Origin of the sequence: Sphingobium aromaticiconvertens, from assembly GCF_037154075.1 — a bacterium.
GTDB lineage: Bacteria > Pseudomonadota > Alphaproteobacteria > Sphingomonadales > Sphingomonadaceae > Sphingobium > Sphingobium aromaticiconvertens.
On sequence record NZ_JBANRJ010000001.1, the window covers coordinates 2,813,385 to 2,836,469 of the forward strand.

21 protein-coding genes are annotated in these 23,085 nt (G+C 62.7%); 13 read left to right on the plus strand and 8 right to left on the minus strand.

Annotation, left to right across the window (positions count from 1 at the left end):
• Window position 1 precedes the first annotated feature (1 nt).
• The 6 genes from WFR25_RS13510 to rhmD form a co-directional block, all read right to left on the minus strand.
• On the minus strand, window positions 2-1,066 hold the full coding sequence (locus tag WFR25_RS13510) for a glycoside hydrolase family 43 protein (protein ID WP_336971538.1): 1,065 nt from the start codon (window positions 1,064-1,066) through the stop codon (window positions 2-4).
• Window positions 1,044-2,102, minus strand: coding sequence for an L-rhamnose/proton symporter RhaT (gene rhaT / locus WFR25_RS13515; RefSeq protein ID WP_336971541.1), 1,059 nt, complete (start codon window positions 2,100-2,102; stop codon window positions 1,044-1,046). Before rhaT ends, WFR25_RS13510 begins: the two co-directional genes overlap by 23 nt.
• On the minus strand, window positions 2,099-3,013 hold the full coding sequence (locus tag WFR25_RS13520) for an amidohydrolase family protein (protein WP_336971542.1): 915 nt from the start codon (window positions 3,011-3,013) through the stop codon (window positions 2,099-2,101). Before WFR25_RS13520 ends, rhaT begins: the two co-directional genes overlap by 4 nt.
• Window positions 3,014-3,089: 76 nt before the next feature.
• The gene (locus WFR25_RS13525) at window positions 3,090-3,839 is read right to left on the minus strand and encodes an SDR family NAD(P)-dependent oxidoreductase (RefSeq protein ID WP_336971544.1); all 750 of its coding nucleotides are present in this window, start codon (window positions 3,837-3,839) and stop codon (window positions 3,090-3,092) included.
• On the minus strand, window positions 3,836-4,690 hold the full coding sequence (locus tag WFR25_RS13530) for a 2,4-didehydro-3-deoxy-L-rhamnonate hydrolase (protein ID WP_336971545.1): 855 nt from the start codon (window positions 4,688-4,690) through the stop codon (window positions 3,836-3,838). The genes WFR25_RS13525 and WFR25_RS13530 overlap by 4 nt, the downstream gene beginning before the upstream one ends.
• A gap of 12 nt (window positions 4,691-4,702) precedes the next feature.
• Window positions 4,703-5,896: an L-rhamnonate dehydratase gene (rhmD, locus tag WFR25_RS13535; protein WP_336971549.1), complete on the minus strand. Its 1,194-nt coding sequence runs from the start codon at window positions 5,894-5,896 to the stop codon at window positions 4,703-4,705.
• A 185-nt stretch (window positions 5,897-6,081) separates the two neighbouring features.
• On the opposite strand from rhmD, the gene WFR25_RS13540 reads away from it, so the two are divergent.
• The 11 genes from WFR25_RS13540 (at window position 6,082) to WFR25_RS13590 (ending at window position 15,991) form a co-directional block, all read left to right on the plus strand.
• The gene (locus WFR25_RS13540; protein ID WP_336971552.1) at window positions 6,082-6,909 is read left to right on the plus strand and encodes an IclR family transcriptional regulator; all 828 of its coding nucleotides are present in this window, start codon (window positions 6,082-6,084) and stop codon (window positions 6,907-6,909) included.
• A gap of 21 nt (window positions 6,910-6,930) precedes the next feature.
• Entirely contained in the window at window positions 6,931-7,695 is a 765-nt protein-coding gene (locus WFR25_RS13545; protein ID WP_336971554.1) for an L-rhamnose 1-dehydrogenase Lra1, read from the plus strand.
• Window positions 7,692-8,672, plus strand: a complete 981-nt coding sequence (locus WFR25_RS13550; RefSeq protein WP_336971556.1) for an alpha/beta hydrolase — start codon at window positions 7,692-7,694, stop codon at window positions 8,670-8,672. Before WFR25_RS13545 ends, WFR25_RS13550 begins: the two co-directional genes overlap by 4 nt.
• A gap of 1 nt (window position 8,673) precedes the next feature.
• A complete protein-coding gene (locus WFR25_RS13555; RefSeq protein WP_336971558.1) occupies window positions 8,674-9,438 on the plus strand; it encodes a (Fe-S)-binding protein in 765 nt (254 codons plus the stop codon).
• Entirely contained in the window at window positions 9,435-10,829 is a 1,395-nt protein-coding gene (locus tag WFR25_RS13560; protein ID WP_336971559.1) for a lactate utilization protein B, read from the plus strand. Before WFR25_RS13555 ends, WFR25_RS13560 begins: the two co-directional genes overlap by 4 nt.
• Window positions 10,826-11,455, plus strand: coding sequence for a LutC/YkgG family protein (locus WFR25_RS13565; protein WP_336971560.1), 630 nt, complete (start codon window positions 10,826-10,828; stop codon window positions 11,453-11,455). Before WFR25_RS13560 ends, WFR25_RS13565 begins: the two co-directional genes overlap by 4 nt.
• A gap of 106 nt (window positions 11,456-11,561) precedes the next feature.
• On the plus strand, window positions 11,562-12,497 hold the full coding sequence (locus WFR25_RS13570; protein ID WP_336971562.1) for a 2-dehydro-3-deoxygalactonokinase: 936 nt from the start codon (window positions 11,562-11,564) through the stop codon (window positions 12,495-12,497).
• Window positions 12,494-13,129, plus strand: coding sequence for a 2-dehydro-3-deoxy-6-phosphogalactonate aldolase (locus WFR25_RS13575; RefSeq protein ID WP_336971564.1), 636 nt, complete (start codon window positions 12,494-12,496; stop codon window positions 13,127-13,129). Before WFR25_RS13570 ends, WFR25_RS13575 begins: the two co-directional genes overlap by 4 nt.
• Window positions 13,130-13,183: 54 nt before the next feature.
• Window positions 13,184-14,023: a 5-dehydro-4-deoxy-D-glucuronate isomerase gene (kduI, locus tag WFR25_RS13580; RefSeq protein ID WP_336969288.1), complete on the plus strand. Its 840-nt coding sequence runs from the start codon at window positions 13,184-13,186 to the stop codon at window positions 14,021-14,023.
• A 175-nt stretch (window positions 14,024-14,198) separates the two neighbouring features.
• Entirely contained in the window at window positions 14,199-14,954 is a 756-nt protein-coding gene (kduD, locus tag WFR25_RS13585) for a 2-dehydro-3-deoxy-D-gluconate 5-dehydrogenase KduD (RefSeq protein WP_336969291.1), read from the plus strand.
• Between the two features lie 17 nt (window positions 14,955-14,971).
• Window positions 14,972-15,991 carry a sugar kinase gene (locus WFR25_RS13590; protein WP_336969294.1) on the plus strand — a complete coding sequence of 340 codons (1,020 nt, stop codon included), beginning with the start codon at window positions 14,972-14,974 and terminating at the stop codon, window positions 15,989-15,991.
• Window positions 15,992-16,032: 41 nt separating this feature from the next.
• Here WFR25_RS13590 and WFR25_RS13595 read toward each other — a convergent pair whose 3' ends face one another.
• Complete coding sequence (locus WFR25_RS13595; RefSeq protein ID WP_336971566.1) at window positions 16,033-17,598, minus strand: alpha-N-arabinofuranosidase; 1,566 nt, start codon at window positions 17,596-17,598, stop codon at window positions 16,033-16,035.
• A gap of 204 nt (window positions 17,599-17,802) precedes the next feature.
• Here WFR25_RS13595 and WFR25_RS13600 point away from each other — a divergent pair, with 204 nt between their 5' ends.
• Window positions 17,803-19,032 (plus strand): glycosyl hydrolase 53 family protein, encoded by a 1,230-nt coding sequence (locus tag WFR25_RS13600; protein WP_336971567.1) that lies wholly within the window; start codon window positions 17,803-17,805, stop codon window positions 19,030-19,032.
• Complete coding sequence (locus WFR25_RS13605; protein ID WP_336971568.1) at window positions 19,029-19,997, plus strand: glycoside hydrolase family 43 protein; 969 nt, start codon at window positions 19,029-19,031, stop codon at window positions 19,995-19,997. The genes WFR25_RS13600 and WFR25_RS13605 overlap by 4 nt, the downstream gene beginning before the upstream one ends.
• On the opposite strand, the gene WFR25_RS13610 is transcribed toward WFR25_RS13605, so the two are convergent.
• Window positions 19,994-22,957: a TonB-dependent receptor gene (locus WFR25_RS13610; protein ID WP_336971569.1), complete on the minus strand. Its 2,964-nt coding sequence runs from the start codon at window positions 22,955-22,957 to the stop codon at window positions 19,994-19,996. The genes WFR25_RS13605 and WFR25_RS13610 overlap by 4 nt on opposite strands.
• Between the last annotated feature and the right edge of the window lie 128 nt (window positions 22,958-23,085).

Genomic DNA, 23,085 nt, shown 5'->3' on the forward strand with positions numbered 1-23,085 from the left:
ATCAGCAAGCTTTCTTGGGATTGGGATGGGTCGGGCAGCGTTCCCCATCGAGTTCGGTGATTTCCCGGACCACCTCGACCCGGTCGCCGGCATCGCGCATTTCGTAGAGCTTGCCGCGTGCGTCGGTAAAGGGACGATGGACGATCATCATCAACCGCCCGTCAAAGGCGTGGAAGAGCATTCCGTGGCCGCTGTCGCGCTCGACCAGTGGGCCGAGTTGCTCCCATGGCCCCTCGACCTCGCCGGAGCGCGAGCGGGCGAGCGCCTGCACATAGCCGGCCTTGCCATAGCTGGACCAGAGCATGAGCAAAGTGCCGCCGTTGGTGCGGAACAGTTCAGGGCCATCGGTCACATAAACAAGGTCGCCATTGGGCTGTTTCTGGCCCACCGCCCAGTCGGCTTCGTCGGCGCGAAACAGCATCTTCGGCTCGCCAGCGGGTGACAGATCGTCCTTGAGCGGGATCGCTTCGATCATGCCGATGGTGGTCTGAATCCACTCATGGGCATAAACGAGCCATGGCTTGCCCGCGGGATCAACATAGAGTGTGCCGTCCAGCGTCATCTGGTCCTTCGGTACGATCGGCTCGCCATTGCGGACGAGGACGTAGGGACCGTCGATCTTGTCCGACACCGCGAGGACGGTGGCGCGGCGATAGCCCTTCACAGGCAGTTTCGCATCCTCGTCATGGAAGGTGGCGAAGAGATAGTGGCGACCGCGCCAGCCATGCACCTCCGGCGCCCAACTGCCTGCCTTGGCCCAGGTGCCGGGCGGTAAGGCGAAGGCGAGTTTGGGCTTCGACCAATGTTTCAGATCGCGGCTGGCATAGACCATTATGCCAAGCTGGCGATCGCCCGTCATCACCGCTTCATTGCGGGTGAAGAGATAATAGATCCCGCTGGCCTTGTCCGCGACGATCCACGGGTCGTGCAGATGCATGTCGGGCATCTGGAACGGCGCGTCCGCCACCGGCCTTGCGGGCGCGGCGGCGGTGAGCGTGAGCGTGAGCAGCAACAGCGCGCCGAGAAGCGCCCGCATCGGTCGGTCAGGGCGCAATATAGTTGCCATAGCCGATGACGATCGTTGCAAGGATCAGGAGGCCGACGCCTGCCCACACCATGTTCCTGACGGCAGGCTTTGCGTCCTTCCACTCGTGGAAAGCAAAGCCCCAGAGCGTGCCGAAGATGATGATGCTGGCCATGTGAAGCGTCCAGCTTGAAAAGCCCAGCCGCCCCATCTGGCTTTCGCCCATCGTGTAGAAGAAGAACTGGAAATACCAGGTGATGCCCGCAAGCGCGCTGAGCAGGAAATTGGCGAGGAGCGGCGCCCCTGCCCCTTCACCCCGACCCAGCCATTGCCCGGCGGAACGGTTGCGCCGGATCAGCCACAGGCACCACAAGCCGTTGGTCACAAGCCCGCCGAACATGACAAGGCACAACACCGGCAGCCCGGTCCAGAGCGGGCCGGTGCCAGCCTGTGCAGACAACTGCTTGATTGGCTCACCCGCCGCCAGTCCGAAGGCGAAACAAGCGGACATGATGCCGGAGAAGATGGCGACCATGATCCCCTTGCGGAAATCGAACTCAGCCACGACGGCGCGTTTCTGCTCCGGGCTGAGCGCGCTGTCCTTGCGTGCGCCCGCAAGTGCGACGACGATGATGCCCGCCAGCGTGATGCCGAGGCCCAGCAGGACGATCCGGCCGGAGAGCGGCTCGATCAGCTTGGAGGCGAAATCCCCCTCGAATATCGGCGGGATCAATGTGCCGAACACGGTGCACAGGCCCAGCACCACGGCCATGCCCAGCGAGAGGCCCAGATAGCGCATGGTGAGACCATAGGTCAGCCCACCAAAGCCCCAGAGCAGGCCGAAGAAGATCGGCCAAAGCAGCGTCGGCAAGGGCGCGGCGCCGAGTACGCCCAACAGGTCGTTGGTCTGGATCGACGCAAAGAACCAGGGCGCGAACGCCCATGAGAAGATGCCGCCGGTCAGCCAGTAGATTTCCCACGACCAGCGCTTCACGCCACGGAAGGGCACATAGAAGCTGGCTGACGCAAGACCGCCCAGCCAATGGAACAGAACCCCGATGAGGGGATTGGGGGTCATAATGTCAGGCCCAGTCTGTAAAGGCGATTGGCGTTGCCGCCGAACATCGCGCGCTTCTCAGCATCGGAGAAGGCAGCGACGATGGCTTGATAGGTGTCGAGATAGCGGCCGATCGGCGCGAACAGCTTGTCGGTCGGCGCGTCGCTGGCGAACAGGCAGCGATCCGTCCCGAACAGGTCGATCGTTTCGAGAAGGAAGGGTTCGACCGTCTCGCGCGCCCAGTCGCGATGGATGAAACCCGCGCCGGAGATTTTCGCGGCGACATGCGGGAGGGCGGCCAATGCCTTCATGCCCGCGCGCCATTGCTCGACCCCATCAGGGTCAGTCAGGACGGGCATACCCATATGATTGATGAGAACAGTTATGTCGGGGTGCCGCTCCAATAGCGACACTAGCCCAGGCATCTGGCCAGGATAGCATTGCAGGTCGAAGGACAAGCCATATTTGGCAAGCAGCGCATAGCCCGCCTGCCATTGTGAATCTGCGGTCATGTCGCGCGGCGTATAGGTCCGCTTGGCGTCGCTATGCCAGTTCACGATCTGGCGGATGCCGCGTACATGCGGATGGGCGGCCTGCGCTGCGAGGATGGGTTCGACACCCGCATCGTCCAGCGGGGCGTAGGCGACGATGCCTGTGGGAAGCCCCCGGTCGGCGGCCAGATCCTCAAGCCAAGCGCTTTCATCGAGCGCCTGGGCCGCTGCGGCGCCCGCGTCGATATGGACAGCGCCAACGACGTTCCAGTCAGCGGTATCGGCAAGATAGTCGTCGATTCCATAGTCGCGCGCGATCGGTTCGGCGCTGCCGTTCGGACCGTCATCAGTGAAAGGGCCGGTCAGCCAGTCATAATGGATATGCGACAGATCCCAGAGGTGGATATGGGCATCGACGAAGGGAATGGGGCTGGCAGTCATCGGCCTCTCCGGCTGGACTATAAAATGGGGGTGCGTCGCCTCTTGCGGACGATCGCACCCTGTCTTTTTGGGAGGATCAGAAGGTGGTGCGGCCACCCGATGTGTCGAAGGTCGACGCCGTGGTGAAGCTGCACTCTTCCGACGCCATGAAGCAGACCATGGCGGCGCTTTCATGCACTTCGCCCAGACGGCCCATGGGAATCTTCGAACGCATATAGTCGACCTGGCTCTGCGGAAGCTGGGCCAGGATCGGGCTTTCGAAGGTCGCAGGCGTCAGGGCATTGGCGATCACGCCCTTGCCCGCCAGTTCCTTGCCCAGCGACTTGGTAAGGCCGATCACCGCCGCCTTGGTCGCCGAATAGGCACTGGCGTTGGGATTGCCTTCCTTGCCCGCCACCGACGCCACGTTGACGATGCGGCCATAGCCGTTCTTCAGCATCAGCGGCACGATCGCGCGGTTGCAGTAGAAGAGACCATTGAGGTTCACATTCACGACCGCCAGCCAGCTATCGAGCGGATATTCGTGGACCGGCGCGGTGGCCCCGGTGATCCCGGCGGAGCAGACGAGGATGTCGATCTGCTGCCCCAGTGCTTCGTAGCTCTCGGCCGCAGCCTTCTCGACCGCCGCCTGATCGGAAATGTCGAGGGCGACGACGTGGGTTGCCCCGACCTCTTCCCTCGCCTCTGCAAGCGCGGCGGCGTTCATGTCCCACAGGCAGACCTTGCCGCCCTCAACCACGATCCGCTTGGCAGCGGCGCGGCCAAGGCCGGATGCACCGCCGGTGATGACGGCGGTGCGGCCTTCGTAACGACCTGTGAAGCTCATCCGAGCACCTCGTCACCCAGATGACGCCATTCGACGACCGACTGCTGCTGCTCACCCAGCCCGGCGATGCCCAGCTTCATGACGTCGCCTGCCTTCAGGTAGATGGCGTTGGGCTTCTTGCCCTCACCCACGCCCGGAGGGGTGCCGGTGATCACCAGATCGCCCGGATACAGGGTAATGAAGCGGCTGACATAGGCGATCAGTTCGGCGACGTTGAAGATCATCGTCTTCGTGTTGCCGGTCTGCATACGCTGGCCATTCACGTCCAGAAACATGTCCAGATCCTGCGGATCGCCAACCTCGTCCGGCGTCACCAGCCAGGGGCCCACGGGACAGAAAGTGTCATGGCCCTTGCCCTTGCTCCACTGGGTGCCGCGCTCTTTCTGATTGAAGCGTTCGGACACGTCGTTCGCCAGCACATAGCCCGCGACATGCGACAGCGCGTCGGCTTCCTCGACATAGCGGGCGGTCTTGCCGATGATGAAGCCCAGTTCGACTTCCCAGTCGCCATGGGTCGCATCCTTGGGCAGCATCACCTCGTCATTGGGACCGGTGATGCTCGACACGGCCTTGATGAACATGACCGGCTCGGTCGGAATCGGCAGGTTGGATTCAATCGCATGGTCCTCATAATTGAGGCCGATGGCGACGATCTTGCCGATGCCCTTGGTCGGCACGCCGTAGCGGGGCGCGCCTTCGACCAGCGGCAGGGTTTCGGGATCGATGGACAGGCCGGCGATGCTGGCGACGGTCACATCGTCGATGACGCCCGAAAGGTCACGAATGCGGCCATCTGCGTCGATAAGACCGGGCTTCTCGCTTCCGCGCGAGCCATAGCGGCAGAATTTCATGAAAGTTGCTCCTTAGTGCTGGTACGGGCGATGCATGTCGAGATCGCGATTTAGCTCCACGCCAAAGCCAGGCTTGTCGAGCGCGCTCGCCCGCAGGCGACCCTTCTCGGGAACCGGCTCGCCGATCAGTTGGGGATGGAACATCGGAACGACTTCCGTCGGGCCGGGGTGCATCATCAGATATTCGGCGAAGGGCGAATTGTGGCGGGTGATGACGAAATGATAGCTGTAGACCGAGGAGCCATGCGGCACGACCATCGTCCCGCGCGCATCGGCAAGGGCGCTGATCTTCACCAGTTCGGTGACGCCGCCGCACCAGCCGACATCGGGCTGGATGATGTCGCAGCAGTCCATTTCCATGAGCATGCGGAAGCCCCAGCGGGTCGCTTCATGCTCGCCGGTCGTGACCAGCATGCCCTTGGGCACATTCTTTTTCAATTGGGCATAGCCCCAATAATCGTCGGGGCTGATCGCCTCCTCGATCCACTTGAGGCCATGTTCATGCGCGGCGATGGCAAGGCGCGTGGCATAGTCCACGTCCAGCGCCATCCAGCAATCCCACATTAACAAGAAGTCGGGACCGCACTTCTCGCGCATGTCGGCCAGTTCGGCGATATTCTTCTTCAGGCCTTCGATGCCCTCGGCCGGGCCGTGGTGCAGCGGCATCTTGCCGCCGATGAAGCCCAGTTCCTTGGCGACGTCAGGGCGTGCGCCGGTGGCGTAGAATTGCAGTTCGTCGCGCACCGCGCCGCCCAGCATATGATAGACCGGCTCCTGCCGCAGCTTGCCCAGCAGATCCCAGAGCGCGAGATCGACGCCGGAGATGGCGTTGATGACCAGACCCTTGCGGCCATAATATTGGGTCGAGAAATACATCTGGTCCCAGATTTTCTCGACCTCGCGCGGGTCCCGGCCTTCCAGAAAGCGGGCAAGGTGCCGTTCGACGATGTAGCAAGCGGGCTCACCGCCGGTGGTGACGGCAAAACCGATGGTGCCGTCTTCCGCCTCGATCTCCACGACCAGCGTGCCCAGCACGTTGATCCCGAAGCTCTGCCGCGACTGGCGATATTCGGGATAGCGCGACATCGGGGTCGCGATATGGTTGTCGATCCAGTGGCCTTCGCCCTGGTCATGATAATCCGCTCCGCCGCCACGCACCGTATAGGCACGAACATGTTTGATCTTGGACAAAGACGCTATCGTCACGCAACACGCTCCCGAATGTACACCAGAAACCCCGCACCACAGAGAATGATGCGGCCTTAAATGCCAATATGTGAAAAACTGCCCCACATATTATCGAATATGACATAAGAGTGGAACGCCCGGATTAACCGACACCCCTCCATAGCCTGTTTACTTTCTCACAATCTGGGATAGGATATTAGTAGATGAGACAGAATGCGTCAAACACAGAATCGGAACCGACCGAGGAAAAGTCGAAGGTGCAGGGCAGCCAGACGCTGCTGCGCGGCCTCGACATGCTCGACAAGGTGATCGATGGGCCGGTTAAGCTGGCGGAACTGTCGGCGCGGATGGGGCTGACGCGATCCACCACGCATCGACTCGCCAATGCGCTGATCGATCGGGGATTTCTGACCTTCCTGCCGCGTGAGGGCTATCAGCTTGGCCCCAAGCTGCTGCAATTGGGCTTTCTGGCACAGGGTCAGGCGGATGTGGTGCAGATTGCCCGCCCGCGCATCGAAGAACTGGCTGCGCATAGCGAGGATACGGTGCATCTGGGGCGGCTTGAGAATGAAATGGCGCTCTATCTGGACAAGATAGCGGGCCGCCGCCGCGTGGAAATTTCCAGCCGGATCGGCGATCGCCAGCATCTGACGTCGACGGGTCTGGGCAAGGCGCTGTTGCTGGACGACAGCGAGGAAACCTGGCGGCGAATCTTCGACGCGGATCAGGCGGGGGATGCCCCACGCGCGGATTATGCGGCCTGGCTGGATCGAATGAAGGGCTATGTGGAGGCCGGACGCGCCTTCGACCTGGAAGAGAATGAGGACCAGATACGCTGCGTCGCGGCGCCCATTCGCGATGCGTCCGGCGCGATCGTTGCCGCCATCAGCGTGTCGAGCGCCGCCCAATATATGGATGACGCGCGGATGCAGTCACTGAGCGATGACGTGTGCGACACCGTGGCAAAAATCAGCGGCGACCTGGGCTGGACCCCAGGCGTCCAACCACCCCGCCGCCCCGCGCGGCGTTAATCCAAAAGAGAAGGAAGCCCCGTGAAGCTGCTTGAAGGCAAGACCGTCCTCGTCACCGGCGCATCGACCGGCATCGGCCGCGCCGCCGCCATCGGCGCCGCGCAGCATGGCGCAGACGTCGTCATAAACTATGCCAGCAGCGATGGCCCGGCCCAGAGCTGCGTCGAAGCCATTGAGGCACTGGGCCAGCGCGCGATCGCGGTGAAGGGCGATGTCGCCGACCCGCAGACAGCGCAGGCTTTCGTGGCGAAGGCCGTCGATGCCTTTGGCAAGGTCGACGTGATGGTCAGCAATGCGGGCATCTGCCCTTTCCACGCCTTTCTCGACATGCCGGTCGAAACGGTGGAGCGCACCTTCCGCGTCAACCTGCATGGCGCGTATTTCATGGTACAGGCCGCCGCGCAGCAGATGGTGAAGCAGGGCCATGGCGGCTCCATCGTCGCCGTCTCGTCCATTTCCGCGCTCGTCGGCGGTGAATATCAGACCCACTACACCCCGACCAAGGCGGGCGTGCATTCGCTGATGCAGTCCACCGCGATCGCGCTGGGCAAGCATGGCATCCGTTGCAATAGCGTGCTGCCAGGCACCATCCTGACCGAGATCAACAAGGATGATCTGGCTGACGTCGAGAAGCGCGAATATATGGAAAAGCGGGTTCCGCTCGGTCGCCTTGGAGCCGCTGAAGACCTCGCCGGTCCCATCGTCTTCCTTGCCTCCGACATGGCGGCCTATGTCACAGGCGCGGCGCTGTTGGTTGACGGCGGCATGTATGTGAATCTGCAATGAGCCAGAAGGGCCTCGACCGCCGCAGCGTGATCGTCGCAGCTTCCGGCCTTGGGCTGGGGCTGATGACCGCGCCTGCTCTGGCACAGGGTTTTCCTGTGCCGCAGGGCTTTGTGCGCTTTCCCCTGTGGAAGGGGAAGGCGCCGGGAAGCGAGCGCGTCACCGTCAAACAGGAAGAGGGCCTGCGCACGCCTGCCAGCCCGGTCGACGACACTTTTTTCGCGCATATCGTCACGCCCACCCTGACGATGCTGCGCCCCGCCCGTCCCAATGGCGCGGCCATGTTGCTCATTCCGGGCGGCGGGTATCGCCGGGTTGCCATAGGCAAAGAAGGCTACGCGATTGCGCGGCGCTTTGCGCAAGCGGGCTATACCTGCTTCATCCTGCTCTATCGCTTGCCCGCCGATGGCTGGGCGGCGGGAACCGAAGCGCCGTTGCAGGACGCCCAGCGGGCGTTGCGGATGGTGCGCAACATGGCCGCCAAGGAAGGCTTCGACGGCAATCGGATCGGCGTGATGGGCTTTTCAGCGGGCGGGCATCTGGCCGCCTGGCTGACGAGCCGCGCGCCGGTGGAAACCTATCGCCCTGCTGATGCGATTGACAAGGAGCCGCTTCACACGAATGTCGCGGCGCTGATGTATCCAGTGATCCAGATGGAGGGCGGGTTCGTCCACGCAGGATCGCGCACCGAATTGCTGGGGGCCACGCCCTCCGTCGATCGGATGAAGATCTACTCGATGGACCAGATGGTGGCGCAGCAAACGCCCCCCACCTTTCTGGCGCACGCGATCGACGACAAGACAGTGCCAGTCGAAAACAGCCTGTCGATGCTGGCGTCATTACGCGCGGGGGCGATCCCCGCCGAATGTCATTTGTTTGAGACTGGCGGACATGGTTTTGGTCTGACGATGGGGCCGGAGGCAGCACCCGCGCAATGGCCCGAGCTGTTCCTGGCCTTCGCCAAGCGTCACGGGGTCTGACATGACGCTCGATCACCCGCGCGTTGCGTTGTTCGTCACTTGCTTGGTCGACCTGATGCGTCCGCGTATCGGCTTTGCCGCGATCCGGGCGCTGGAGGCAGCCGGGTGCGAGGTGGTAGTGCCGACCGAACAGACTTGTTGCGGGCAACCCGCGCTCAATTCGGGCGACCGGGCGACGGCGATCGATCTGGCCAAGCGTGTGATCGCGATGCTGGAACCCTATGACCATGTGGTCATTCCATCGGGATCCTGCGCGGGAACGATCCGCTGCCATTATCCCGAGATATTGGAAGATGATCCTGAATGGGGACCGCGCGCTCATACGGTGGGCGCGAAGACCTATGAGGTCATGGCCTATCTGGACGAAGTGCGAGGCTGGCGACCAGAAGGCGTCGCCCTGCCCGTCCGTGCGACCTATCATGACAGTTGTTCGGGCCTGCGCGAACTGGGCATCAAGGCGCAGCCTCGTCGCCTGTTGGACGCAGTCGAGGGGCTGTCGCTGGCGCCGCTGGCGGGCGAAGAAACCTGCTGCGGCTTTGGCGGCACCTTTTGCGTGAAATATCCGGCCATCTCCAACGCTATCGTCGGCGAGAAGGCGGCGGCCATCGACGCGAGCGGCGCGGACATGCTGCTGGCGGGCGATCTGGGATGCCTGATGAACATGGCGGGCAAGCTGCATCGGGAGGGATCGCGTGTTCGCGCCTTTCACGCGATCGAGCTAATCGCTGGTATGGGCGATGGTCCGGCGATCGGGGAAGAGGCATGAGCGCCTTTTCTGATCGCGTCGATCTGGCGCTGGCGGACCCGATCCTGAAGATTGCGGTGGAGCGCACCGCCGGCACGGCCGAGGCCAAGCGCGCCGTTGCCGTCGACGCCTTTCCCGACTTCGATCGCGCGCGCGACAGGGCAGCGGCGATCAAGGATCATGTGATCGCGCATCTGGGCGAATATCTGGAGATGTTCGAGGCGAATGCCATTGCCGCCGGGGCGAAGGTCCATTGGGCGCAGACCGCCGACGAAGCCTGCGCCATCGTAATCGACATCTGCAAGGCGGCGGGCGCGAAGAGCGTCGCGCGGTCGAAATCCATGCTGGGCGAAGAAATCGGCCTGCCTCATGCGTTGGCCGAAGCCGGGATCACGCGGGTCGAGACGGACCTGGCCGAACATATCATCCAATTGGCCGATGAGCGCCCTTCGCACATCATCTGGCCCGCGATGCACAAGACGCGCGAACAGGTGTCAGCCTTGTTCAAGGCGAAGCATCGCTCTCCGCATGAGGAAGAGACGATCGCCGCGATGGCCGAAAGTGCGCGGCGCGAATTGCGTAGCGGGATGCTGGGCGCGGATGTCGGCATTTCGGGCGCGAATTTTCTGGTGGCCGATACCGGTGCCATCTGCACCGTGACCAATGAGGGCAATGCCGAACTGTCGCTGGTGCCGCCCCGCGTCCATATCGTGACGGCGGGGATCGAGAAGATCGTGCCGTCCATGCCGCACGCCGTGCATATGTTGCGGATGCTGGCGCGGTCGGCAACGGGCGCGGCGCTGACCCAATATACGACCTTCTATACTGGCCCCAAACGCACCGGCGACCATGATGGACCGGAAGAAATGCATATCGTGCTGGTCGACAATGGCCGCACGACGATGCGCGAGGAAGGGCTGGCGGAGATGCTGCGCTGCATCCGTTGCGGCGCGTGCATGAACCATTGTGTCGTCTTTCGTCAGATCGGTGGCCATGCCTATGGCGGCACCTATCCCGGCCCGATGGGCGCGGTGCTGACGCCCGTGCTCGACGGACTGGCCGCAAGCCGCGACCTGCCCAACGCCTGCACGCTGAACGGCAAATGTCAGGAAGTATGCCCTGTGCGCATTCCCCTCCCGACGTTGCTGCGCGGGTGGCGGGAGAAGAGCTGGCGCGAGGGGCTGGAGCCAAGGACCATGCGCGCCGGGATTGGTATCTGGGCGGCGGTGGCGCGACGGCCGCGCCTGTATCGACTGGCGAGCGGGATGGCGGTGCGCGTGATGCGGATCGTGGGCCATGCAGGCTGGATCAAAAGCCTGCCGTTGGCGGGTGGCTGGACACGCCATCGCGATCTGCCCAAGCCAGCGTCACGCAGTTTCATGGAGCAATACAGCCAAGAGAAGCGCAGATGAGCGCGCGCAACGCCATATTGTCGCGCCTGCGCCCGACCGACGGTGGACCACTGTCCTTGGAAGCCGACGCGCTGCTGATCGCGCCCGAACGCCCGGCCGTGGATGAGAACGCGCTGGAAGAAGCTTTCCTAGCCAAGATCACCCTGCCCAGCCTGGCGGGAACCCATGATGCCATCGACACGCTGGCCGACCTGCCCGCTGCGATCGGGCACTATCTTGGCGGCCATGGCTTGCCGCCGATGCTTTGCCTGCCGCCCGATCCACGCCTGACGGCTTGCGACTGGTCCGGCTTCGCGCTGCATGAGAGCGCCGCGCCGGATGAGGCCGCCGCACTCGCCATCGCCCGCTGTGGCGTGGCCGAGACGGGATCGCTGGTTCTGGAGACTTCGGCAGCCGCACCGATGCTGCCCAATTTCCTGGCCTTGCATCATATTGTCCTATTGAATGCCAATACCATCGTGGCGCATCTGGAAGAGGCCGTGCTGGCTGGCCCGCAACCGCGCGCCCATTACTGGATCACCGGCGTATCGGGCACGACCGACATTGAGGGAACCTATGTCCGTGGCGCCCATGGGCCGCGCTTCCTGCATGTCATCCTGCTGCGGGGACCGGATCTGGGCCAATGAATGTGCAGTTTGGCAAACATGGATGGACACCGTATATTTATCTTATAAATACCGTCACGCGACGCACGATGGTCGATTCCCGGAGTTCTGACATGATGATCCCAGCATGCACCATGGCTGGCGCGACCGGATTCATTGTGCCGATCAGGACAATGGCGGCATGATGGCGGGCAGCGCTTTTCTGGCGGTCGATTGGGGCACGACGAATCGCCGTGCCTATCGCATCGCCGCCGATGGTTCGGTCGAAGCGACAGAACGCGACGATCGCGGTATCCTATCGATCGAGCAAGGCGGATTCCCCGCCGAGGCTGCCGCTATTCGCGCGCGCATGGGCGACCTGCCGATGCTGTGCGCTGGCATGGTCGGGTCCAACCGGGGCTGGGCTGAGCTGCCCTATGCCCCCTGCCCTAACGGGATCGAGCAATTATCAAGCGCAGTGCAGTGGGTCGAGCCGGACCGCACCGCAATCGTCCCCGGCGTTGCCTGCTTCCGCAACGACCGCGCGGACGTGATGCGCGGCGAGGAAGTGCAACTTCTGGGCGCGGTGATTGGGGGATTAACGCCGCGCGATGCGCTGCTCTGCCAGCCCGGCACCCATTGCAAATGGGCCTGGATGGTCGATGGTCGGATCGATCGCTTTGTGACCGCCATGACCGGCGAGATATTCTCGCTGCTCCAACGCCACAGCCTGCTGGCGGTGCAAATGGATGGTCAGGTGGAGCCAAATGCGGCCTTCCTGCGCGGTGTCGCCGATGCACGGGACGGCGACCTGCTTGTCCGCCTGTTCGGTGTGCGCGCCGACTTCGTGACCGGACGCGCCGTGGACGCCGACGCGACATCCTATGTCAGCGGGCTGCTGATCGGCACGGACGTAGCCGCGCGGCTTGGCGAGGGTGCGCAGCCCGTCTATCTGCTCGCCGACCCGATGCTGGGCGCTCTTTACAGTGCCGCCATCGAAGTGGTTGGCGGAACGGCCATACTGGCCGACAGCCACGCTGCCTTCATCCACGGCATCACGCATATCTGGAGAACCCTGTCATGAGCCTGCCATCGGATTTTGCAGAGGCCTTCGCGCGCTGCCCGCTGGTCGCAATCCTGCGCGGTGTGCGGCCTGATGAGATTGAGCCGATCGGCGAGGCGCTGGTGGATGCCGGCTTTTCGCTGATCGAGGTGCCGCTCAATTCGCCGGAACCGCTTGTGTCGATCGATCGGCTGGCGACATTGCTCGACGGACGCGCTCTGGTGGGCGCAGGCACGGTACTGACGCCCGACCATGTGCGCAGCGTCGCGCAGGCAGGTGGGCGGATCATCGTATCGCCCAACACGAACCCGGACGTGATCGCGCTCACCGCGTCGATGGGGCTGGCTTCATTGCCCGGCTGCTTCACGCCCAGCGAAGCCTTTGCCGCAGTGGCGGCGGGCGCCCACGCGCTTAAATATTTCCCGGCCGAAGCGATCAGTCCTGCCGTATTGAAGGCCCAATGTGCGGTGCTGCCACGTGAGGTGCCCAAACTGGTCGTGGGCGGCATCACGCCTGACAATATGGCGCCATGGAAGGCGGCGGGCGCAGCAGGCTTCGGTCTTGGTTCCGCCCTCTACAAGCCCGGCATGACGGCGGACAAGGTGGGTGCCGCGGCGCGCGCCTTTGTCGCCAACTGGGCCGCGCTGGCCTGATCCCAACACTTTCCCGTCGGCCCTGCACGGCCGCATTTTTGAATGGAGATAACCATGTACGAGAAGACATTTTACGGGACGCATCCGGATATGATGGAGTGCGTGAGCAATGAGGAGTTGCGGGATCGGTACTTGATCCAGGGGCTGTTCCGGACAGGCGAATGCGTGTTGAACTATACGCATGCGGAGCGGTTCGTGATTGGTGGCGTGGCGGTTGCGGACGGCGCAGTGAAGCTGCCTGATCAGACCGAGCCTGCGTCGGCGGCGGGGCATCCGTTTTTGGAGCGGCGTGAGCTTGCGGTCGTCAATGTGGGCAATGTCGAGGGCACCGTGACCGTCGATGGCGAAGTCTTCACGATGGGCAACAAGGATTGCCTCTATGTGACGATGGGTGCGAAGGACGTACAGTTCTCCGGCGCTGGCGCGCGTTTCTATCTGGCCTCCTGCCCGGCGCACAAGGGGTTCGCGACGCGCCTGATCTCGGTCGCCGACGCGACCGCGCTGGAGCGCGGCAGCCTTGAGGAATCGAACGAGCGGACCATCTACCAGATGGTCATTCCGGGCATTTGCGACAGCGCGCAACTGGTGATGGGCCTGACCGTGCTCAAGCCCGGTTCGGTCTGGAACACCATGCCCCCCCACATCCATGAGCGCCGCAGCGAGATCTATTTCTACTTCGAGCTGGATGGCCCCTCTGACCGCGTCTTCCATTATATGGGCGAAGGCGAGGCCATGCGTCACATCGTCATGGGCAATGAGGAAGCGGTGATCTCCCCGCCCTGGTCGATCCACATGGGGTCAGGCACCAAGGCCTATGCCTTCATCTGGGCGATGGCCGGCGAGAACCAGGACTATACCGACATGAATGTGCTGGACATCTGCCAACTGGCGTAAGGCCTTCTTTGTTCCCCTCCCTTTCAAGGGAGGGGTTGACCGGAGGCACGTGTCTCCAGTCAAGGTGGGTGCGCGCGGCCTTCCGCGCGCTTCACCGCCAGCGTTGAGCGCCCCGCTTCGCGAGGCGCACCCTCCCCCAACCCCTCCCTTAAAAGGGAGGGGGGAAAGTAAGACCATGACCAATCCCTTTGATCTTTCCGGCAAGGTGGCCGTCGTCACCGGCGCCAACACCGGCATTGGCCAGGCGATCGCGCTGGCGCTCGCCGGGGCTGGCGCGGACATTGCCTGTGTGGGCCGCACGCCTGCTGAAGACACCGTGACGCAGGCCCGCGCGCTGGGCCGCCGGGCAGAGATCGTCTCGGCCGACCTGTCGAGCATCGAGCCTGTGAACCGCATCATCGACGAGACGGTAGAGAAGCTGGGTCGCATCGACATATTGGTCAACAATGCCGGGATCATTCGCCGCGCCGACAGCATCGACTTCACCGAGGAAGACTGGGACGCGGTGATCGACACCAATTTGAAGAGCGTCTTCTTCCTGGCGCAGGCCGCGGCCAGGCAGATGCTGGCCCAAGGCTCCGGCAAGATCATCAACATCGCCTCGATGCTGACCTTTCAGGGCGGCATCCGCGTGCCCAGCTATACCGCGTCCAAGAGCGGGATCGGCGGCCTGACCAAGCTGCTGGCCAATGAATGGTCGGCCAGGGGCATCAATGTGAATGCGATCGCGCCCGGCTATATCGCCACCAACAACACCACCGCCTTGCAGGCCGATGAGGTCCGCAATAAGTCCATCGTCGACCGCATCCCGGCGGGCCGCTGGGGCAAGGCGTCCGATCTGGGCGGCGCGGCGGTGTTTCTTGCGTCGTCCGCGTCGGACTATGTCGATGGGCATATTCTTGCCGTCGACGGCGGCTGGCTGGCGCGTTAAGCGGAAGGATCCTGATCGTGACCCAGAAGCCGACCCTTGCTTTCTTTGGTGAACTGCTGGTGCGCCTGTCGCCGCCCGACAAGCTGTTGCTGCGTTCCGCGCGCAGTCTCGACATCCATGTCGGCGGGGCGGAGGCCAATGTCGCGATCGGGCTGGCCAGCCTTGGCCATGCCACCCGCATGGTCAGCACGGTGCCCGACAATGCGCTGGGCCAGATGGCGCGCGGGGCGTTGATGGGCGCGGGGGTCGATTGCACCCATGTCGCGGCTGCGCAAGAGGGGCGGATGGGCCTTTACTTCCTGACGCCCGGCGCCGGGCTGCGGGCGTCGGACATCGTCTATGACCGGGCCGACAGCAGCTTTGCCCGCGCCAGCGAGGCGGATTTTGACTGGGACGCGGCGTTTGATGGCGCGACCCATCTCCATCTGTCGGGCATCACGCCTGCGCTGGGGCCGCGCTCCGCCGCCGCTGCGCTGGCCGCCGCCAAGGCCGCAAAGCAGCGGGGCATGACCCTGATCTTCGACGGCAATTATCGCGCGCGGCTGTGGGAAGCGTGGGACAGCGATCCCAAGGCGATCCTCACCCAACTGGTGAGCCAGGCCGACATCCTGTTCGGCAACCATCGCGACATGGCGCTGCTGCTCGACAAGCCCTTCCATGGCGACGGATCGGACCGGCGGCGCGAAGCAGCCCAAGCCGGGTTCGCGGCCTTCCCGAACCTCAAGCTGATCGCGTCCACCGCCCGCCATGTCGAGGACGCCGACCGCCACCGCATCGCCGCGCGCATCGACACGCCGGATGCGGCGGTCCAGACTGACGAAATCGCCGTCTCCGGCATCGTCGACCGGATCGGCGCGGGTGACGCCTTCGCCGCCGGCATCCTCCACGGCATCCTGTCGGGCCAGAACATCGAGGACGCCGCCAACACCGGCCTCGCGCTCACCGCCCTCAAACACTCCCTCCCCGGCGATGCCTCCCTCTTCACCCAGCCCGACATCATAGCCTTCCAGCAAGACGGCCTCGACGTCAGACGCTGAAAGGAAACGCGCCCCTTAAACGAGGGGCGCGCGTTTTGCTCTTATTTGAGATCGAGCATCACCACTGATTTAGCCGGAAGCCTCGCTGTAAGAACGCCACCCTCCACTTTCGCGTCGGAGAAGGCGACCGGCTTGACTGCCTCCGGTGCGTTGAAGTCGTTGAGGGCGTTCATGGCGGGGGCGGTGATGACCCGGCCTGACACGCTGCCCGCCGACAGGCCTTCCAGCCGCGTCGTCACCGTGATCGCCGCGTTGGGGTTGAGGTTGGCGAGGCCGACATGGACCTGTCCCGCCTTGTCCCGCACCGCCGAGGCGCTGACAGCGGGCATGTTCCACTCGTCCTTGGCATACCATGGTCCCTTGACCGTGATCGGCAGCACTGTCCCGTCCATATAGGGCTTGTACATCTCAAACACATGATAGGTGGGGGTCAGCACCATCTTTGGTCCGTCGGTCAGGATCATCGCCTGAAGCACGTCGACCATCTGGGCGATGGCCGTCATGCGGACACGGTCGGCATGTTTGGCGAAAATGTTGAGGTTGACCGCCGCCACCAACGCGTCACGCAGCGTGTTCTGCTGGCGCAGGAAGCCGGGATTGGTGCCCGGATCGCCCGCATACCAGGTGCCCCACTCGTCCAGCGCGAGGAAGATCCGCTTGGCCGGGTCATATTTGTCCATGATGGCGCTGTGCTTCGTCAGCAGCTCATCGGTCTTGAGCGTCAGGGAGAGGGTTTCGGCCCAGCCAGCCTCATCAAAATCGGTCGCAGACGCCTTGGGCGGCCAGCCATTCTTGCCCGGCACCGTGTAATAATGGAGCGACAAGCCGTCGAGCGATTTGCCCGAATCCCGCATGAAGGTTTCGGTCCAGTTATAGTCGGGACCATTGGCGCCCGAGCCGATCTTGAGGATTTTCGCGCCCTTGGGCGCTTTCACGAAGGTGGCGTAGCGGCGCGTCACGTCGACCGCATAGTCCGCGCGCATATTGCCCCCACAGCCCCATAGTTCATTGCCGATGCCGAAATAGGGAAGTTTCCACGGCTCCTTGCGGCCGTTCTTTGCGCGCTCATCCGCCAGCGTGCCAGTGGGCGAGGTCATATATTCGACCCACTCGGCCATTTCCTGCGGCGTCCCATTGCCGACATTGCCGGAGATATAAACCTCTGCTCCCAGTTGATCCATCAGGTCCATGAACTCATGGGTGCCGACGGTGTTGGGTTCCGTCACGCCGCCCCAATGGGTGTTGATCTTGACCGGGCGCTTTTTCTGCGGACCGATCCCCTCCCGCCAATGATATTCGTCGGCGAAGCAGCCGCCGGGCCAGCGGACCACCGGTACCGCCAGTCGCTTGAGCGCCGCGACAACGTCGTTGCGGAAGCCGCGCGTGTTGGGAATGCGCTTGTCATTGCCAACCCACAGGCCGCCATAGATACCGGTGCCCAGATGTTCGGCAAACTGGGTGAAGATACGGCGGTCATAGACCGGGCCGGGCTTGTCAGCCTGAAGGATGGCCATCGCGGCTTGCGGCGATGCCGTTTGTGCGTTGGCTGTCAGTGGAGTGGTTGACAAAAGCAGCGCAAGGGTCGCGCGTGCAAACAGGTTGGTCATATAGGCTCCCTCCATTAGTCTGACTTATTTTGCGACCCGCTTCACCGATTCAGGCGGAAAGGGTCTTTGCCAGCGTGATTTTACGTGCAATATTGTGAGACACAATCCCATATATAGAAAATATTGACGGCATTAATGTCCGACAAGCCAGGAATAGCGGGGGATTGGAGCGCTTTTCCGACAGGAACGGGTGGTAGCACTGAAATGACGATCATCGACAGACGCTCTACCCTTGGGCTTGGGCTTGGCCTTGGCTTTACTGCGCTGAAGCCCGGCGCGACGCTGGCGAAGGCTGCATCTACGGGCGCACGGCCCGGTCCCACCATGATCGGCGCAGATATAAGCTGGATTCCAGAGGATGAGGCAGCCGGGGCGCGTTACTTCGTGGGGAGTGCTCAGAAAGATCCGATCCTGCTGCTGCGCGATGCGGGGTTCAACTATATTCGACTGCGGATATTCGTCGATCCGGCGAAGGGCTATTCGAGGCGTGAGCCGGACAAGGCGTGGGCCGGGATGGCACAGACAATCGCGCTGGGCAAACGGGTCAAGCAGGCGAGCATGGGTTTGGCGTTGAGCTTTCACTATTCCGACATCTGGGCGGACCCCGAGCATCAGGGCGTACCGGCTGCCTGGGCGGGCATGGACCTTAAGGAACTGGCGCAGGCGGTGGAGGCCCATACGCGGAACTCGCTGGCGGCAATGCGCGCGGGCGGCGCGCCGGTGGACATGGCCGTGATCGGCAATGAGATTACGTTCGGGATGCTGTGGCCGATGGGCCGTGTGCGGCTGGCGACGTCGACGGGCAATCCTGTGACCGATGCGACCCAGCAACGAGCGGGTGTGGTTGGCGGCTTCGACAATCTCGCGGCATTGTTGCGCGCGGGCGTTGCCGGGGCGCGCAAAGCCGAACCGGAAATCGCCATCCAACTGCACAACCATCTGGGTCGCCACTGGCCGATCGTGCAGGAATGGACCGACGCACTGATTGCGCGCGGGGTGGATTTCGATGTGCTGGGGATGTCTTGTTACCAGCAGCAGGCGCAGGGCGACTGGGCCACGACCTTCGATAATTTCGTGAAACGCTATCCGGACAAGGGCTTGCTGGTCGCGGAATATTCGAGCCGGAAACGCTATCTCAACGATCTGGTGCATGATCTTCCGGGCAAGCGCGGCTGGGGGACGTTCATCTGGGAGCCGACGCGGCATCAGGAGGCGCTGTTCGACAAGGACGGTCGCAATGCCGGAGAGGGACCGAAGCCGGACCTGTTGTCGCAAGGGTTGAACAGCGCGGAAGCGCCCGGAGGGACGCTCGCCGGGGCGCCGCCGCCTGCGCCAAAACCCGAACCGACCGGGCCTATGGGGCATGGCGGGGATTATGTCGCCAATTCGCTTCTCGACCTCTACGCGCAGATGGCGAAGGATTATGGCGCATGATTGGACGGCGATCCGTACTGGGTGGGCTGGCGACCCTTGGCCTTTCCGGGTGCGTGACGCGGACGGCGAGGCGCGACGGCGAAGTGCTGCTCTTTGCTTATTTCGCGACCGGCAAAGGTGAGGCCGATGGGCTGCGACTGGCGGTGAGCGAGGATGGGTTTGCCTTTCGCCCGCTGGCGCAAGGGCGCAGCCTGCTGGTACCGCAAGTGGGCGAGAAGAAGTTGATGCGCGACCCCTTCCTGTTCCGTGGAGAGGGGCGCAACGCGCCGTGGCATATGGTGTGGACGACCGCCTGGGAAGGCGTGACGATCGGCCATGCGAGCAGCACGGACCTGATCCACTGGTCGCCGCAACAGGCGATCCCGGTCATGGCGTCGGTGCCGGGTACGCGCAATTGCTGGGCGCCCGAGGCGATTTATGACGTTGCGATGGGACGATACCAAATTTTCTGGTCAAGCACGGTCGAGGGGCGCTTTCCTGAGACGGCTGCGAGTTCGGAATCGGACTATAATCATCGGCTGTGGCGGACGACTACACGCGATTTTCGGACATTCGATCCACCCAACCTGCTCTATGATCCAGGGTTCAGCGTGATCGATGGTAGCTTTGCGCGAGGGCCGGATGGCTCGCTATATCTGATCGTCAAGGACGAAACGTTGAAGCCGCTGCGCAAGACCTTGCATGTCGCCAAGGCGGAGGGACCAGGTGGGCCGTTCGGGCCGCTCTCCCCTGCCCTGACCGAACCATGGGTTGAAGGGCCGATGACGGTGAACGTCAAGGGCCGGACCATTTGCTATTATGATGTCTATCGCGAAGGGCGCTGGGGTGCGATGGCGACGTCCGATTTCGGGACATGGGAGGATGTGAGCGGGCGGCTTTCCATGCCCGCAGGCGCGCGGCATGGATCGCTGCTTTGGGTGTCGCGGGCGACCGTCGATGCGATCGAGGCCGCCCGATCCGCCTAAAGGCGGAAGTTCACGCCCACCGTCACCGTCCGACCGATGCGCGTTTCAAACAGCGTGTCCTGACGATTGCTGTCGATATACAGGCGGTTCTGTTCGTCGGTGAGGTTGGTGCCTTCCACGATCAGCTTGATTCGATCGGTGACGTTGAAAGAGGCCGAGGCGTCGACATAGAGCGTCTTGTCATTGCCCTGAAGATCGCTGCCTGGAGACGCCGGAATGCCGCGAATGAAGCGATCGCGGAAGTTCGCGGTCCCACGGATGCTGAACCTGTCATCCTCATAATAAAGCGTGCCAGACGCCGTGTTCTTCGACAGGCCGACAAGATCCGCCGTGCTTGTGACCGTAGGGACGCCATCCACGCTTGCCAGGATATATTCAATCTTGGATGTGACGCGCGTGTAGTTTGCCAGCACCCCGAAATTACCGAGGAAGCCGTTCATGAAATTGAACGGGATCTGGGCGTTGACCTCAAACCCTTTCAGCGGGCCGCCGGGCGTATTGAACGGCTGTGACACGGTGAACAGTTCGCTGGGCAAAGTGTTGCTGTTTTCCAGCAATGCGTTGGGCAGGCCCAGTTCACTGAACGGGATCTGGCTGTTTACATTCTGGACGTAGCTTTTGATGTCCTTGTGGAAATAGGCGACCGACAGCAGCGAACCCGGCCGGAAATACCATTCCAGCGCGACATCGAAGGTGTTGGCGCGGATCGGCTCAAGGAACGGGTTGTTGACGTTGCCCACGCGCGTCACGGGATTGACGCCGCTGGTCGGGGTAAGGAGGCCGAGTTCAGGTCGGGCCAGAACCTTTGCAGCCGACAAGCGAACAAGCAGGTTCTCCACTGGCTCTACCACGAAGTTCGCGGAGGGCAGCCAATCGTCATAGGAACGGCTGGCGGAGGCATATTGTCCGACAAGATTGGTTGGCGATGTCGTTCCGGCGCGCGGCGCGACGGCGATATAGCCCGAACTGAACTGGTCGGTCTTCACATAGCGGACGCCCACGTCACCCCGGACGCCAAAGCCGATCTGCTCCTCAAGGTCGAACGTGCCCATGATATAGGCGCTGCTGACCTCTTCGCGGACACGGCTGCGTCCGCCACCGCATTCTACGCCGCAATAGCGCACATCGTCGAAGCCGAACGTGTCGGCCCATTTATCTGGGTCGATCGCTACCCAACTGGCCGGTGCGCCATTGCCCCACAGCTTGTCGACGCCGGTGATGTTGGTTGTGATGCTGGCCAGCGTCGTGCCCGCCGGAAGCGCGCGGACGACCGTGTCGGCATTGTAGGGGCGCAGGAAGCTGGAGACGAAATCGCTCTGCCGATACTGACCACCGACCTTGACGACGAAGCCGGGCGACACCGTCCAGGCGAGATTGAGTTCGCTGGTCAGATTGTCCGTTACATTCTTCGACGGCTTGCCCTGGTAGCTGAAGCCGCCCAGCACGGTGCCGTCGGCAAGCGTCGGGGCGTAATTGAAATTGGCCGGGTTGTTCACATCGACGCCGAAACCGACGACCGGAGTGCTGCCGCCATCCCGGAAATCGAGCGAGAAATTGTCAGTGTCGATCGCGTCGATGAAGGTCTGAAGCCGCTTCTTGCCGTCCCAGATCGACCGATTCATGCCGAACAGGCCGGTAATCTCCAGATTGTCGGTGAAGCGATGACGGAAGTTGAGGTTCGCCTGTTTGAAGGTCGAGACAAAATGATCGACCAGTCCTTCCGATCGGACATCGACGCCATCGAACACGCCATAGACCAGCGACCCCTTGTCATCGAACTGTGCTTCACGCACCGACGTCATCGGCTGGCCATTATTGGCGATCGACCGGGCGAAGGAGATACCTGCGATATAATTGTCGCGCCGGGTCACATCGAACCGCGAATAGAGCGTGTCGATCGAAATATCGGTGTCGTCATCAGGCTGGAACTGGAGCGTCAACGAACCGCCGATGCGTTCCTGATCCTGCTCCGAGTTCAGGTAACGAGGGATACGCGGCAGAAAGGCGCCGCTACCCGCGACGCCCGGAAGGTCTGCGCGGCGCAGGTTGACGATGTTCTGATAGGCAGAGGTCGTGCTGGTACGCGGGTTGCCTGTGCTGCAATTCGTGGCGGAAACACCGCGAAGGACCGTGTCACCAGTACCACGCGAACCGTCGTTCAGTGGATTTTGAGGAGAGAAGCCAAGTGGCGAGCAGAAGCCGCCATTGGTGTTGGCCGACAGGATATCCACCGCCGAATAGCCGACCTCGCGGATGTTGCGTTTTTGATAGGCGAGCGAGGCGAGGATGCCGAAACGCCCATCGTCGAACTTCTTGGCGATCAGCAGCGAGGCGCGGGGATCAACCTTTTTCGACAGTTCATTGTAGATGCCGCGCGCAGTGGCGGTGAGGACGAAATCCTCTTTCTGGTCGAGCGGCTTGGGCGCGGACAGGTCGACGGTCGCACCGAGCGAACCTTCCTCGGTATCGGCCGAAGGAGTTTTGCGGACCGACAGGGCGGAGAAGATTTCGGTCGGGAAGACGTTGAAGTCGAAGCTGCGACCATTATTGCCTGCGCCATAAATGTCCGACGAGCCGGTCTGAGCCGATCCTTCCATCCCGTTGATACGAACGCGGGTGAAACCGGCGCCAAGGCCGCGGACAGAGATGTTGCGCCCCTCGCCGCCGTCGCCGCGGGCGAGCGCGACGCCGGGAACCCGTTGCATCGATTCCGCCAGGTTGGAGTCGGGGAATTTGCCAATATCCTCGGCCACGATGCTATCCACGGCGGCGGCTTCGCGGCGCTTCTGGATCAAGGCGTTGTTGAGCGACGCGCGAAAGCCGGTAACGATGATGTCCTGTTCACCCGATGGGGGTGACGCGTCCTGTGCCGGAGCGCTCTGGGCCAGGGCCGACGTAGCCGCGAATGCCAGCGTCCACGCAGCACAACCGCACGCAATTCTGGCTTTAAATGAGATCATCAGACATCCTCCCTGTAGCACCCGCCCCCGCGGGTATTGTTCCGTTATATGGAATTGATTATCACATAATAATGGAACGGAAAGATATTGACTAGCCCTATAGTTCATTTTGTAGGATATGATTTCAC